Annotated in this window: 15 protein-coding genes; 5 read left to right on the top strand and 10 right to left on the bottom strand. The window is 40.7% G+C overall.

All coding sequences use genetic code 11. The features are described 5' to 3' along the window. Positions 1 to 14: 14 nt before the first annotated feature. The gene (locus IQ19_RS07760) at positions 15 to 485 is read left to right on the top strand and encodes an Hsp20 family protein (protein ID WP_144541646.1); all 471 of its coding nucleotides are present in this window, start codon (positions 15 to 17) and stop codon (positions 483 to 485) included. Positions 486 to 638: 153 nt separating this feature from the next. On the opposite strand, the gene IQ19_RS07755 is transcribed toward IQ19_RS07760, so the two are convergent. From IQ19_RS07755 to IQ19_RS07745, 3 genes are all read right to left on the bottom strand, one after another. Next, on the bottom strand, positions 639 to 3,050 hold the full coding sequence (locus tag IQ19_RS07755) for an ABC transporter permease subunit (protein WP_144541644.1): 2,412 nt from the start codon (positions 3,048 to 3,050) through the stop codon (positions 639 to 641). After that, entirely contained in the window at positions 3,043 to 3,906 is an 864-nt protein-coding gene (locus IQ19_RS07750) for an ABC transporter permease subunit (RefSeq protein ID WP_144541643.1), read from the bottom strand. Before IQ19_RS07750 ends, IQ19_RS07755 begins: the two co-directional genes overlap by 8 nt. Positions 3,907 to 4,218: 312 nt before the next feature. Next, entirely contained in the window at positions 4,219 to 4,842 is a 624-nt protein-coding gene (locus IQ19_RS07745; RefSeq protein WP_144541641.1) for a YppG family protein, read from the bottom strand. A 386-nt stretch (positions 4,843 to 5,228) separates the two neighbouring features. Here IQ19_RS07745 and IQ19_RS07740 point away from each other — a divergent pair, with 386 nt between their 5' ends. Further along, positions 5,229 to 5,444 (top strand): YppF family protein, encoded by a 216-nt coding sequence (locus IQ19_RS07740; RefSeq protein ID WP_110064189.1) that lies wholly within the window; start codon positions 5,229 to 5,231, stop codon positions 5,442 to 5,444. A gap of 19 nt (positions 5,445 to 5,463) precedes the next feature. On the opposite strand, the gene IQ19_RS07735 is transcribed toward IQ19_RS07740, so the two are convergent. Together IQ19_RS07735 and IQ19_RS07730 are read right to left on the bottom strand one after the other, a co-directional pair. Continuing rightward, positions 5,464 to 5,841, bottom strand: a complete 378-nt coding sequence (locus IQ19_RS07735) for a YppE family protein (protein WP_144541639.1) — start codon at positions 5,839 to 5,841, stop codon at positions 5,464 to 5,466. A gap of 72 nt (positions 5,842 to 5,913) precedes the next feature. Beyond that, the gene (locus IQ19_RS07730; RefSeq protein WP_144541637.1) at positions 5,914 to 6,177 is read right to left on the bottom strand and encodes a hypothetical protein; all 264 of its coding nucleotides are present in this window, start codon (positions 6,175 to 6,177) and stop codon (positions 5,914 to 5,916) included. 118 nt (positions 6,178 to 6,295) lie between these two features. Here IQ19_RS07730 and IQ19_RS07725 point away from each other — a divergent pair, with 118 nt between their 5' ends. Continuing rightward, a complete protein-coding gene (locus IQ19_RS07725; protein WP_144541635.1) occupies positions 6,296 to 6,532 on the top strand; it encodes a hypothetical protein in 237 nt (78 codons plus the stop codon). Positions 6,533 to 6,571: 39 nt separating this feature from the next. Here IQ19_RS07725 and IQ19_RS07720 read toward each other — a convergent pair whose 3' ends face one another. Further along, positions 6,572 to 7,564, bottom strand: a complete 993-nt coding sequence (locus IQ19_RS07720; RefSeq protein WP_144541633.1) for a DUF2515 domain-containing protein — start codon at positions 7,562 to 7,564, stop codon at positions 6,572 to 6,574. Between the two features lie 294 nt (positions 7,565 to 7,858). Here IQ19_RS07720 and recU point away from each other — a divergent pair, with 294 nt between their 5' ends. Next, positions 7,859 to 8,470, top strand: coding sequence for a Holliday junction resolvase RecU (gene recU, locus IQ19_RS07715; protein ID WP_144541631.1), 612 nt, complete (start codon positions 7,859 to 7,861; stop codon positions 8,468 to 8,470). Between the two features lie 40 nt (positions 8,471 to 8,510). Beyond that, positions 8,511 to 11,207: a penicillin-binding protein 1A gene (locus IQ19_RS07710; protein ID WP_144541629.1), complete on the top strand. Its 2,697-nt coding sequence runs from the start codon at positions 8,511 to 8,513 to the stop codon at positions 11,205 to 11,207. 319 nt (positions 11,208 to 11,526) lie between these two features. Here the strand turns inward: IQ19_RS07710 and IQ19_RS07705 are convergent, their stop codons facing one another. From IQ19_RS07705 to asnS, 4 genes are all read right to left on the bottom strand, one after another. Continuing rightward, a complete protein-coding gene (locus IQ19_RS07705; protein ID WP_144541627.1) occupies positions 11,527 to 12,057 on the bottom strand; it encodes a YpoC family protein in 531 nt (176 codons plus the stop codon). Further along, a complete protein-coding gene (nth, locus tag IQ19_RS07700) occupies positions 12,054 to 12,710 on the bottom strand; it encodes an endonuclease III (RefSeq protein WP_144541625.1) in 657 nt (218 codons plus the stop codon). The genes IQ19_RS07705 and nth overlap by 4 nt, the downstream gene beginning before the upstream one ends. Before the next feature lie 46 nt (positions 12,711 to 12,756). Further along, positions 12,757 to 13,467, bottom strand: coding sequence for a DnaD domain-containing protein (locus tag IQ19_RS07695; protein ID WP_144541623.1), 711 nt, complete (start codon positions 13,465 to 13,467; stop codon positions 12,757 to 12,759). Between the two features lie 233 nt (positions 13,468 to 13,700). Then, positions 13,701 to 14,996 (bottom strand): asparagine--tRNA ligase, encoded by a 1,296-nt coding sequence (gene asnS, locus IQ19_RS07690; protein ID WP_144541621.1) that lies wholly within the window; start codon positions 14,994 to 14,996, stop codon positions 13,701 to 13,703. Between the last annotated feature and the right edge of the window lie 66 nt (positions 14,997 to 15,062).

Here is a 15,062-nt window from a genome sequence, read left to right as displayed (position 1 = left end):
AGGGGATGCATGTTATGGAAGATCCAAAGAAGAGAGAAAGAGACAGAAACGAGCCGTTTGGTGATTTAATGAAGTCCATGAATCAGCTATTCCATGAAAAGCCGGTGAAAGGGTTTCTGCAGACAATGGATGATTTTTTTAAGAACCCCTTCCCTTTTGCTTCTTCCTTCCATGTGGATGTTGCAGAAACAGAGAAAGAACATATCATTACTGCAGAGCTCGCAGGAATAAACAAAGAGCAAATCCAAATCGATATACTGGACAATTATATTACGATATCTGTTAAATCTGCTGAAATGGTAACGGAAGAGGATGAGAACAGAAAAATCTTCAGAAGACAGCAAAGCCTGCAGCGCTCCAGCCGTACAATTCCCCTTCCACAGCCGGTAAATGAAAATAAAGTAAAAGCGGTTTACCAAAATGGACTGCTGCAGATTACAGTGCCAAAACAGCAGGGAAAAAGAATACTTATTGATGAAAGCTGACCCGGACCACTGCCATAATGCAGCTGAGAAGCCTCTTCAATTGAGCTCTATTAAATTGTCTGGGTAAACAAAAACAAGCAGAGTGATAGACTGCTTGTTTTTGTGTTAAGAAATTCAATTTTAAGGACATTCAAACTGACCGGATATAAAAGTTTAACTGCTTGCTTTATTTGAAGTATCCAGCCAGTTATTAAAATAGCCAGTGGGAACGCTGAAATAGTCTTTGGTAAACCGGATAAATTCCTGTGTATCTACCTCTTTATAACGGAACTTTTGATAATAATCGGATAGATACTGCATACCCACTTCCTTAGGTGTTTCGCCCTTTTGCCTGTACTTTTCCTGGATCATCTTATAGATTTCCAGGGTTGGCTGGCCATATATAAAGCCAGTATGTTTTACCTCATCAAGCGGGACATTGGAATACTGCCTGCCAAGACCTTCTTCCTCAATTGCCTCCATTCGATAACGGGAGATTCCAAACGCCTGCGGTTCGGGCTGATTTTCACCAGCGTAATAATACATGGATGTGGCAAACTCTGTCATACCTTCATCAACCCATGCTTGGTGGTAGGGATCATTAGCTACCACTCCATAAAAATATTGATGGGCAATTTCATGGACGATGGATATATCATAAAATCGTTTATCCCCTATGTAAGGGTTGATGGTTACGATTCCGGGATACTCCATAAATTGGCCCTCATCTAGAACAATATCAAGCTGGTTATGGGGATACCCCCCTATGTTCTCCTGATAAAAAGACAGTGCTTTACGGGCGAGTTCGAGGGAAGCAGCCGGATCTTTGTCATGATTATTTCTCGTAAACAACCGAATTTTCACACCATCCTCAGCTTCCGTTTCATACATATCCATATCCTTCATGACAGCAATGAAAAAGTCCCTGACTCTCTCTGCTTTAACGGCTCCTTCATTCTTTTCCGCTTCAGGATCCTTTTCAGCAGTTGAAACAAATGAATATCCATTAGGCAGTTTATATGAAATTTTGAAATCGGAGAAGCCTGTATGGAAGGTTTCCAGCCCCTCTTTATAAGGCTCTTTATTCCACTTGCCATTTTGGTAAACCGCTGCCATGGGATACCATTGAGCAAGATAGTGGTTAGGGCTCACCTTTGAAAAACGGCTTCCTTTTTCAGGCACTGTAAAGCCATACTTTATGTTTACTTTGTGTTTAGCCCTATCTGCCATACCTTTACTGACAGGGATTGTTAAAGTATCGTCCTCTAATGTATACTCCGCTTTCTGCCCATTCAGGGTCACTTCATTGATTTCTGATTCAGAGGTTCCTTTAACGGATTCGAATTGATGCCCCTCTTTAAAGACATTGGGTATAAAGTAAAATACAAGTTCTTCCCACTCCTCGTCCGATTTATTTTTTAATTGGATATCCGCTTCAGCTGAAAAGATCCCGTTTGCATCCATTTCCAAATTAAGGGTGTATTCAGCCTGGCTGCCGCTTTTGACACCTATATCCGCGTCCTTTGTAGCTGTCACATAAATACCGGCGCCAGCAAATGCAATTACCAGCGCGCCTAGAGCGATTTTGGGAGTGGAAAGCGTCCAAAAACTTCCCTTTGCACCATACTGCTTTCTCGCTGGAATCACTTGGGGCTCATGCCCAGTCTTAATCCACGGTGTACGCTGGTAGTTGGAATGAAAACGATTCTTCAATCCATTGGCAAGCAGGCTAAAGGATGCAGTCGTAAATAAAAGGACGATTAACGGCACAAGCAGAATATGGGTGCTTCCATAAATATTCCCTCTTGCCTGGCCGACGAGTCCCGCCAGTTCTTTTGTGACAGATAGATAGATGACCGGATCATATCTCATGATCGTACCGCCTATAAAAATATTCATGAGAGCAAGCTGTCCCATAAGGGCAATCACATAGACAATCTCCAGAATGAACATGACTAAAAAAGATTCCTTTAATTGCGGAAAGATGTGCTTCCATATGAGTCGGTGTTTGCCTGCCCCGAGTACCCTTCCAGCATCAATATAAACGGATTGATATAGTTCGGCTGTTTTAAGTCTTACTGACGAAACAATACTAGGAATACTGATTACCGATGCTATAATTATAAAATAACCAATAAGTGTACTGGTTTCTAAGGAGCTGTTAAAGCTAATCGGCGATAGAAAAAAATATAGAATTAAAAAAAGAGGGACATAGCTCCATGCATTTTCGAAAGCAATCATCCATCCCGGAGTTTTTTTCCAGGTTCCAATATACAAACCGATAATTGTCCCAAATAACATTTTAATGGCGGTGACGGCTGCAGCTATAAAGACCGTATATCGAAGCCCATTCAGTATCATGGACATTAGATCATAGCCCCATTTGTCAGTGCCTAGAGGGTAGGAGTCTGTTTCAAAAGGCTCCATCGGCGGTGCCAGCACTTTTCCATTTGTATATTGCGTTTCAAGTGTCGATGTCAATGAGTGCGGAGCGATCATTGGGCCAAAAATACAGAAAAAAAGCAATACCGTGACCAGGAAGGTCCCAATATATAATAAGTAATTTACCTTTAGCAGCCTATTCATAAATAAAACCCCGTTTAAACAGATAGAATAAAAGCCTAATTGAAACATAGACAATAAGAGATATTAAAAGCATGGCAAATAATCCAATTGCAATTGGCTGAACTTCATGGCTTTGGAAAACAAACTTTGTAATACCAGAGACATTCATTATGTATTCAATAATAAATAAATTGCCGATAGCCAGAGAAATTACTTTAACAAGCTCAGCTTTAATGAAAGGCTCTATATTTTTATAGACATGCTGAAAATTTATGTAACTCAAGCCCATACCCTTCGCAACAGCCGTTTTAATATAATCTTCACCGCTTGTTTGATAGTACTTTACCGATACGAGCTTAAACAAATATAACGTAGGGGCAATAGCCACAAGCATAGTTGGGAACCATGTGTTAAGTGCACCCCCATCCGGCCTTAGTGAAATCACTCTTATCCCCGTCACTTTATATACTTTTACCGCAAGAATCATGGACATGACGATGATAATGAAATCAGGGATTGCTGCAAGGATATTAAACATCATGCCAAAGATCTTCGTTGGCCGGAACCTGCTTATAAATACACCAAATAACAGGCTAATGAATACTGCTGAAATCACACCAGTTAGAACAATTTGTAAACTGGTTAAAAAATTATCTCCGATATCCTCTGCTATCGGCCGGGTTTGCCTGCCCAGCTGATATGATCCAAGGCTCCCATGGCTTATTTCCATGATAAAATCCCCATAAATCTCATGCAGGCTGCCAAAATTCCATTCAAGGCCTCCTTCCATCGGATCTACTGAAACGATTTTCGGCAAAGCTGCAAGAAGTAATATTAAAACAAATATAATAAATATTTGCTGTACAGCTCGAACCATAATCCCCCCCCCTTTAATGACTTCTAGTCATTTTTCTATTTTTTCATTTTTATCTAAATTTTGTCAATTATTCATCTGTAAATGATAGATATATTTTACTGCATATTTTGATACATTGTATGTAATGCAATATCTCTGTAAGTATTGTCTACTGTTTTCCGGTCCAGTTAACATTGTGCCGAAGTAAACAATGCGCAAGAACATAGTCATTGCAATAAATAGACCAGCTATTCTATTTTCAAATATATTCAATCTTTTTTCAAGTCTGATTTTTTATTACAACAAAAAAAGGCCTGAACGGCCTCTCTAAAACTAAACTTTAAATATGCCACCCAGCCCTTTTACCATCGACGAGACCTGTGTTACAGCATTCATCATTTGGCCAGCTGTATCCACCATCTTATTGAGATCCAGTGAGCCATCCTGTGCTTTAAATGAATTCATGATTGTCTGGACTCCAGAAGGCTGCTTTGGTATGAATGATTGTTTAGGATACGGGTTCATATAGGGGTAAGGAGGTACGGGCTGCTGCTTAGAATTAATTCCATAGTAACCTTCAGATTCTAATGGATTTTGGAAGATACTAGGATTTTTCGAGGCTTGAGCAGGGTGAAAATTGGACTCATAGCCCTGTGCAGGATATGGATTAGGGCTATAACTTGGCTGTACATCCTGCATCGGATATGGGTTAGGGCCAAAATTTGACTGTGCATCCTGCATTGGGTATTGTCCAGGGTAAGGCTGCTGGTAGGTCATTCCATATGGTGCATAATAAGGATTCCACTGCCCCGATGAACCCTGATAATCATGCATTGGCTGTTGCCTCATATAGTGTTGGCCATTCATCCCCAAATAGAATGGATCACTGGAAGGAAACTGCTTCCAATGCCCGTATGGCTGGAAATGGCTGGCTCTATTTATTTTTCGGCCAAACATGGGCAAACACCCTCCTTATTACAATAATAAATGTAAGGTACTCATTAGTTATGGTATAGGTATATCGCCTAACTCCTCTTCATCAATACAATATATGTAATACATGCCCAAAGTGTGAAAAGCCGGAATCTTTAATGCTCTTCCATCTCATCAACATTTTTATGAGTGCCTGCCGATAGGTGAATTAATAATTTTGGAAGCGTTTTCCGCTTTTGTCTAACCATGCAGAAACGTGTCGGAAGTTTGATTTTTTTAAAAACGATGAAAAATTAATTTTCATGTTAGGATATAAAAAAACAAACTATTTCTTGTCCCCTTATTCATGTCCACGGTACTGCGAGGAATCTGTTCTTCACGAATCAATATTTAAGAGGAGGCATTATCAAATGAATGTTCACGAACTAAAAAAGAAGTTTCAGCAATTACGGGAGTATACTCCTGAAAATGTTAATGAGTTATTGGATTTTGCCAAAAAGGCCTATATCCATAATGAAATTTCCAGTACAGATTATCGCAATCTTGTTCGTGAGCTCGAAGCTCAAGGAGCAGCCGTTCCGGAAAGCTATAAAGATAGCTCCCTCCATGATTCCATTAATGTTTAAAGTCGAAGAGGAGAACCGATCAGGTTCCCCTCTTTTCTTCTGTCAGTAAACCTATCAATTGCTTTAACACATACATTGCTGAGTTAACATAATTTATGAATCTTGTTTTGCTTGTTTCTGGGTAAAACGCCTGAATGGAAACCATTTCGATATGCTCTGAAGCCGAGTCAATTTGCTGCGGATAAAGATTTTTCGGTTTATGCCTATTAACCCACTCCACGGCTTCTTTCTTCCAGCTATCATTTATGGCTTTAACTTCATCTGCAAAAGGCTTCACTTCGTTATAGAAGTCAGCCTTTTCCCCTGACTCCTTTACACTTTTATACTTGTCATCGGAGGTTTGTACATATATTACTAACTGTTCTGTTAATTGCAGCAGTTCTAGTTCATTTCCCATTGATCATCAGCTCCAAAAATAAAAGTAGCTATTATAAATTAGCTACTGAATGTTATTGCTATTTTATTTCACTTAAAAGCCAAGTTCAAGCTGCATGCTTTTGGACCCTGTGGCATTGTTTGTCTCAGACTTTGTTTCGGAGAAGGCTGTTAGTTCATTTTCAATCGTTTCGAGTTTATTTCCACAGACTGTGATTTTATCTGTCTGATCTTCATACCAGTTTTGGCGAAGGCCTGATAAATTTGATTCCAGAACGCTTTCAAGCTCCTCAAGCTGGTCATATATTTCTGTCAGCATAGCAAGCAATTCTCTTTTTTCAACGATTTTCCCTTGCATGTTAAAACCTCCCCATTCTTTTCTCCATGCTTTCTTCATCACCTAATTTATTCTGGAAGCAATGATGATTTTTTTGCTGTGTGCCTACATATTTCTCTCTGGGAATGAGGTTTCCTTCATGGCTGACAAAACTAGAAGAGATTCGCCAAAGAAAGTACTAATTTGCATGAAAAATTCTTTGTTTCGACATCCGCCAAGGAATGAAAAAAAAGCCATTGAACAAACTAAATATCGGAGGTGTTTACTAATGGCAAAAAAAGAAAAACAAAATAAGGTTCAACCTAAGAAGATGGAAGAAACTAAGACTGGCTATGGAAATAAAAAACTTGAAGGCCCTGACCGTCCATCAACATAAGAATCTAAATCCGAAAAGCAAGGAAAATTCCTTGCTTTTTTATTTGGAATTAAACAGATTCCCCAACCATGCTGCTGCTTTCAGCTGCTTTTGTTTGTGCAAATACCACTCTGTTATATGGACTGGATGTCTTTGACTTACTGTTTCTTTTTGCCATTCTTTCCTAATTCGCTTTTTAGCAGACCAATCATTAAATTGATGAATGTGATGGGTAATTATTGGGTATGTACAACGTAGGAAAGGAGTATTTCTTGGTGCCCTCCTCTTAAAATATTTTTCATAATCGTGCCTTGAGCCTGTATGGATTGTGGTGGATGCGAATTCATAAATAGCCGTATAATAACCAGGATCAAACAAAATTTCAGCTAGTCTTTTCCCGAGATCTATCCTTTTAGATACCGACCTAAAGCCGTTTACACTGGCTCCGTATAATTCACCTTTACATGTAGGGAAGATAACCGAGCTAAAATGAAAATAATCCTGAAAGAAAAAAAGCACTGAATGAAAAACTTTATTTTTATAAACAGGGTGCTCCATCACGGGCTTTTGGATAACATTCTGTTCGTTGATAATAAGTGAAATTATTAACCTCTTTTTATTTCCTTCTCCCCAGAAATGCAGCCATTCCCGTTCCATAAATGAAGAAACATGAAAAGTTTTTAATAAATGAAACATTGGCCGATTCATTTTCGTCGAATAATGATAGAGGAGCAATTGAGGATAAGCGTCCTGAAAGATCATCCAATTCGCTCTTTCATAAGTGAGGTAAAGCATATCCCTCACCTGCTTCCCAATAAGTTTTGGAAAGCAGCTGCCTTCAAGATCGCACATATTCCATCCCGCATTACGTGACACCATGGAGGCAAGAAAAGCCCAGCATATTTCCGGGTGCTCCTTATAAAAATTTAAATAGGCATCAGTCCTGGAGATATTATCAATATTATTTTTTGCAGTCATTTTGTTAATGTGCTCTATTAAAAATTGCTCGTTTTCTGCAAAACGGGAAAGGGTATACTTTCCAGGGAAAGACATGCATTTCACCTCAGGAAATGAATAGATATTAACGCAGATTAACAGCTTAAAACTTTATCGAGCTGAAATTAAGTTAATGAGGGCAACTGCCCATAATGCCCGATTTGTTGAACACAAACTAAAAAACGCCGCATCGTATAGGACCATCTTAGTGACTGCGTTTAACGGGCCTAACTAACCATAGGCGGAAAATAACGGAAGTTTCACTTAGCGTTTGTTAATTAGAACTTTTTATTCAACCAAAGATTGCTGACTTTTGTTATGATAGGGAGTAGTTTAAAACGGGGTGACTGCATGAATTTTCATTATCCGAATGGCAGGAGATATGTTCCTGCTGCAAAAAGTACAAAAACAATAAAAGCAGAGAAAAAATGGTCCTACAGCAATCGCGGGATGACTCTGGAGGAAGATATTAATGAAACAAATGAGTTTTATTTAGAACACGGCATAGCTTCAATCCATAAAAAGCCTACGCCTGTCCAAATTGTACAAGTGGATTATCCAAAGAGAAGCGCAGCTGTAATCAAAGAGGCGTATTTTAAACAAGCATCAACAACAGATTATAATGGTGTTTATAAAGGGAAATATATTGATTTTGAAGCGAAGGAAACTCAAAACACCACCTCTTTTCCGCTTAAAAACTTTCATGAACACCAAGTTAAGCATGTGGAGAAGGTATTAGCCCAAAAAGGAATCTGCTTTGTAATTCTTCGCTTTTCAGCAACTGAAGAAGTATATTTCTTAGAGGCGCATTACTTGCTCTCCTACTGGAAGAGAATGAAGGATGGAGGAAGAAAGTCCATTACCAAGGCAGAAATTGAAAGCCACGGGCATCACATTCCGCTTGGATTTCAGCCCAGAATTGACTATATTAAGATAATAGATTATCTTTATAACCTTAACTAATAATTTTTCAGTTTGATTGTCAGAAAGGATGAACATATATATGGCAGAAAAATATCAATCAAGAGAGGAGCGCCGCAAACAGCAATCCAAGCCTAAAAATAAGGGCAAGAAAAAAGCTTCAGGTACTTTTAAACGCATTTTTCTCATTTTAATTGCTCTCGGAATCGCTGGAATGCTTTTAGGTGCTGGCGCATTTGCTTTCATGGTTAAGGATGCTCCCAAGCTTGATGAAAAGCTGTTGAAGGATCCGATTTCCTCGCAAATTTATGATATGGAAAACAATTTCATTGTAGATGTAGGCTCTGAAAACCGGGATTATGTTGCCTATGAAGATATACCCAAACTTGTTGAGAATGCCTTTTTGGCAACTGAGGATGTCCGTTTTTATAAACACAATGGGATGGACTTAATCCGATTAGGCGGGGCAGTTATTGCTAACGTAACCCGTGGATTTGGTTCAGAAGGAGCCAGTACCATTACCCAGCAGGTAGTCAAGAACTCATTCTTAAATAATGATAAAACGCTTAGCAGGAAAGCACAGGAAGCATGGCTTTCCTTCCAGCTTGAGCGAAAGTATACAAAACAGGAAATTTTCGAAATGTATGTCAACAAAATATACATGTCAGAAGGCCATGGTGTCCTAACAGCATCAAAGATCTTTTTTGATAAAGAATTAGATGAGCTGGAGCTGCATGAAGCTGCCCTATTAGCAGGCATGCCGCAAAGTCCCAACAACTACAATCCATTCGATTATCCTGAGAAAGCAGAAAAACGGAGAAACATTGTGCTTTCACTTATGAATCAGCATGGTTTCATTTCCAAGGAAGAAATGGAAGCAGCTCAAAAAGTGCCTGTTGAATCCACTCTCGTTGCAGAAGATAAAAGGGAAACTGATGAATCAAAGTATGATGCTTTTATTGATGTTGTGTTAGATGAAGTAGAAAAGAAGTACCCGGATCTCGATCCCTATTCTGATGGGTTAAAAATTTATACAACCCTGGATCCTAATGCCCAGAAGCATGTTGAAACAATTTTAAATACAAATGAGGCTGTTGAATATCCAGATGATGAGTTCCAGGCCGGCATCACCCTTCTAGATACTAAAACAGGTGAAATCAGGGCGATCGGCGGAGGACGAAACCAGAAAGTCAAACGCGGGTTCAACTTCGCCGTGGACCAAAAGAGACATGCGGGTTCAACATTTAAGCCAATTGTCGATTACGGCCCTGCAATCGAGAATTTAAAATGGGGTACCTACCATACAATTGTGGATGAACCTCATACGTATACAGGCGGAACAGAAATCAATAACTGGGATGGAAGACATATGGGCCCAATGTCCATGCGTGAAGCGCTCGCACGTTCACGGAATATCCCAGCCCTGAAAACTTTACAGGAAGTAGGATCTGATAAAGCCCTTGAATTCACCAAGAAACTAGGGATTCCAATGGATGAAATGTATGAATCCTATTCAATCGGTGCTTATGAGGTTTCTTCCATGCAGGTTGCCGGAGCTTATAGCGCTTTTGGCAACAATGGTTTTTACACGGAGCCACATGCAGTTAAACAAATTGAAATGCGTGATGGAACAAAGCTTGATTTAAAACCTGAATCTGAAGTTGTCATGAAGGATTACACAGCATTCATGATTAGTGACATGCTGAAGAGTGCTGTGAAGTCTTCCTATGGAACAGGCAGATTGGCTGACGTTCCCGGCCTCCCTGTTGCGGGGAAAACCGGGACTACGAATTATTCAAAAGAACAAGAACAAGAATTTGGAGTTCCAGACGGCGCCGTGCCAGATGCCTGGTTTGCTGGTTATACGACTAACTATACAGCGGCTATTTGGACGGGATATCAAGATAGAAAGAATTATATAAATGCTGGAGCTGACCAAAAAATTGCCCAAAAGCTGTTTAGCAATTTAATGGCACATGTGTCCCAGGGCAAAGAAACAGCAGACTTCAAAGTTCCTAAGACTGTGGAAAAGGTAGCGATAGAGAAAGGCAGCAACCCTGCTAAACTGGCAAGCCCATTCACACCAAAGGACCAGATTATTTATGAATATGCTGTAAAAGGAAATGCTCCAACAGAAGTATCCGAGAAATTTGATAAACTGGACTCCCCTTCCAATCTCGGAGCAAGCTATGACCAGGCAACAAATGAAATAACACTGACTTGGGAATATCCAGAAGATGCAGAAGGTACTCAATTTGAAATAACCGTATCGGTGAATGAAGGTGGTGACCAGCAGCTGAGCGTCACTTCTGAAAAAGGCTTAAAGGTGGCCAACCCGCAGCCGGGAGCTGTATACACCTTTAAAGTAACAGCCATTCGAGGAGACCAGCAAAGTGATCCTGCATCTGTCAAGGTTGAAATCCCTGACCCAAGCATCATTGAGGAAGATGATGCTGAAGGAGAAGAACAGGACGATACCGGTGAAGATGGCCAGGATGGCCAAGACGGCGATCCTGGCGGTAACCAGGATGACGGCGGTTCTGAAGAAGATGGCGGAAATGAAGAAGACCAAGGTGACGGAGAAGGTGACGGCACCGGTGAAGGTGAAGGTGGCGGCGACGGTACTGGAACTGGAGATGGCGGCACCGGCACCGGCACCGGTACCGGAACAGGCACTGGAGACGGCACAGGCGGCAATACTGGAGGCTCTGGAACTGGAACCAACAGTAACTCTGGTTCTGGAACTGGCTCAGGGTCTGGATCAAGTTCTAACAATTAAAGTAAATCAAAAAAGCTGACTCGAATATGAGTCAGCTTTTTTGATGTTGAGTGTGATTCGGGGTTTTTGTATGGACTCAGGGGTTACCTGAGGATTCCTTGATTTGGGCGCACGTTGTACTTGTTTCCGCGCGGGTTTCACCCTTTCCTGCGCGGCTTTTTCTGATTTGTGCGCGGATCCGGGGGTTTCGCGCGGGGTTTCTTAATTTGTGCGCGCGTTGAACTCTTGGTTTGGGCGCGCGTTGAACTCGTTTGCGCGCGGCTTTCTCGAATTTCCGGAGGATCTGTTTTTCATAAACACATCTAAATAAAAAAAGCGCCTATTTTCCAGGCCCTTTCTTCTTTATATTTTCCAATGTAATATGCTTTATATAGTGCTTTTCCATTTCAGCCATCAGTTCGGACAGCTGGATATAGGCGTGGTATAAAGCTGGACGCTTTAATATAAAATCGAGTCTTTCCTTAAGGTTAACCGGCTTTATCTTTAAATCCCCAAACTCCGCCTGAAAATCAACAGGCTTGCCGTTTGTCCAAAATAATAGCTGCAGAAATAACCCAATTGCTGTTTTCATTGGATCTTCGGCACCTTTTTGGTTTCGATTTGCGAAGTGCTCATCAAGAAGCCTTTTATGTTCTTTCCATTCCTCCAGGAGCACACGGATGCACTTCTCTTTTTTTTCCCAAGGCTTTAAAGCTTCCACCCCAGCGTAGTATGCAGCTTCATACAAAAATAGCGGGTGAATGTGCTGCGTTTTAAGCATTGATTCATCTGCTGTAATCAAATCTTGCGGCTTATTGAATATAGGATGGCAAAGCTTAGCTGAAAGGGAGATGATTATCTGACTATTCATTTTTCTTGCTTACCCTTCATGCGCTTTTTTCCTTCCCTGCATAGGTCGAGAAGAGGGCAGATTTCGCATTGCGGATTTTGTGCCTTGCAATGGTACCTTCCAAAGAAGATCATGCGATGATGGGTCACGGACCATTCATCCATTGGCACCTTTTTCATTAATGTTTTCTCCACTTCTAGCACGGAGTCCTTCCAGCGGCAGAAACCAAGCCTTTTGCTGACACGTTCTACGTGAGTATCAACTGCAATAGCTGGGACACCGTAGGCAACAGATACAACTACATTTGCCGTTTTACGGCCAACACCCGGAAGCTTTGTCAGCTCATCCCTGTCCTGGGGCACTACTCCATTATATTCATCAAGGAGCATCCGGCAAAGTTTTTGAATATTTTTTGCTTTATTCCGATATAGGCCAATTGAACGGATATCCTCCTGCAGCTCTTCTATGGGGACCTCAAGATAGTCCTGAGGAGCTTTGTATTTTTGAAACAGATTTCTTGTCACTTTATTTACCAGTGCATCCGTACATTGGGCAGACAAGGCGACTGCTATTACAAGTTCAAATGGATTGGAATGATTTAATTCACAGTGTGCTTCCGGGAACATTTCTCCCATCGTATCTAGGCAATATCGAATTTGTGTTTTATTTAACAAAGAAATCACCACTTACCGTTTGTCTATTTTTTCCATCAGTTTAAATTTACTGTTCAAGCCAATTGTAAAAAGGAACTGACTTCGCTGTCTGGGAAGGCATATCTTCTTTTTTATTTCTTTGCTGAGATTGGTTCTGCCTGAATTTTTTTCCATAGCTTTTTGCTTGTTCAATTGTCTTGATGCCGTTCTTTTTCCATTCAAATAAAATTCTGTCTATATATCTGAAGTTTAGCTTTCCGGACAGGACAGATTCTCTTAGTGCCGCTTTGATTATGTGGGGATCATGGTGGTCATCGTCCATCCATAGTGCAAGTGTCTCGCATTCAAACGGTGAAAGCGGCCTGCCAAACTCCCTTTCAAAGCATGTATACAAGTCTGTTTCGTCTTGCTGCAGCTTAACCGCTTCTTCCTTTTTGCCGCTAAGAAGAAATTGGTCGATAAGCTTCTCCCAAAGCGGATCAAGATGGTATTTTTCAAAACGGATGCCATCAGCTGAATAGCTGTCCTTAATCTCAATGTAACCTTTTTGAATTAATTTTCTTAGCATCTCCGTACATTCTGAAACAGATATAGTCATGCGGGAAGATAATTCAACTGGGGTGGGAAACTCATTCCCATGTTCAATAAAGGAAATTACATGAAGTAATAAAACGAGTTCATGTTCATTTAGATTCATTTCTTTGTATTGGGTTAACAGTACTCCAGGGATGGAAATATTCCCTTCCTGAAGCCATTTCAATAAACTGTTTTTTGACATTTGGGACACCTCCTTTTAAGTATATCATGAACATAAGGGCTAAAGCGTGGAGAATTACCGGTAAGTTTTCCATGAAATTTTATCTTGACTGACTGGCAAGACTTAATAGTCATGCTGACCGGCAATCAAACTTCAGAATGTTCTTTCGATATCGAAAGAAGCAAAAAATCCGCGGGAGGCGGATTTTTCACTTTACCCAATATTCATTTTTTCCGGGCTAACGGGCAGTTACATTATGGATATAAACGGTTTAGCAAACGAGGGAACGGGATTGTTTCACGTACATGCTCCACTCCGCTGATCCATGCAACTGTTCTTTCAAGGCCAAGGCCGAATCCGGAATGCGGTACGGAACCGTACTTGCGCAGTTCAAGATACCATTTGTATGCATCCATTTCCAAATTATGCTCCTCCAGGCGCTTCTTAAGAAGATCATAGTCATGGATACGCTCAGAACCCCCAATTATTTCTCCATAGCCTTCAGGAGCAATCAAGTCTGCACATAATACAACATCTTCCCGTGAAGGATCAGGCTGCATATAGAAAGGCTTCAGGGATGTTGGATAATGCGTGATAAAGACTGGCTTTTCATAGCTTTCAGCAATAGCTGTCTCATGCGGAGCACCGAAATCATCACCCCATTGGATATCATCAAAGCCTTTTTCCTTAAGGAATTTAATAGCTTCGTCATATGTGATGCGCGGGAATGGAGCTGTTATCTTTTCAAGCTTGTCTGTATCGCGGCCAAGCGTCTTAAGTTCAATTGCACAATTTTTCATAACGGATTGCACAATATTGGATACATATTCTTCCTGAACTTTAAGGTTATCTTCGAATTCATAGAAAGCCATTTCAGGCTCAATCATCCAGAATTCAATCAAATGGCGGCGCGTTTTGGATTTTTCAGCACGGAAAGTCGGCCCAAACGAAAATACTTTTCCAAGCGCCATAGCAGCAGCTTCCATATAAAGCTGTCCACTCTGTGATAAATAGGCATCTTCATCAAAATATTTAGTCGCAAAAAGCTCTGAAGTTCCTTCCGGTGCACTCCCTGTTAAAATTGGCGGGTCTACCTTGGAGAATCCCTGCTCATTGAAGAATTCATAAGTTGCACGGATAATTTCATTTCTAATTTTCATTACCGCATGCTGGCGGCGGGAGCGCAGCCATAAATGGCGGTTATCCATTAAGAACTCAGTTCCATGTTCTTTTGGAGTAATAGGGTAATCCACAGCCTGATGAATGACTTTAAGCCCGGTTACAAGGAGCTCGTAGCCGAAAGGCGAACGTTCATCTGTTTGAACCTTGCCAGTAACATATACGGAAGATTCCTGTGTTACTGACTTTGCTCCTTGGAATACTTCATCAGGGACTTCAGCCTTCACGACTACCCCCTGAATAAATCCTGTTCCATCACGAAGCTGCAAAAAAGCAATCTTTCCGCTTGAGCGCTTATTGGCAATCCATGCTCCAATGGTAACTTCCTGGTCAACATATTTATGTACTTGAGAAATTGTTGTTTTAGTCAATTTATGTTCCCTCCAAAAAATCTAGGCAATCACTTCTTATGTATCGCTATATATTATACCTTCCAG

The organism is Cytobacillus oceanisediminis (assembly GCF_007830235.1).
GTDB classification, from domain to species: Bacteria; Bacillota; Bacilli; order Bacillales; family Cytobacillaceae; genus Cytobacillus; species Cytobacillus oceanisediminis.
The sequence above is the reverse complement of the archived record's forward strand: the minus strand, read 5'-3'. Positions and strand labels throughout refer to the sequence as shown.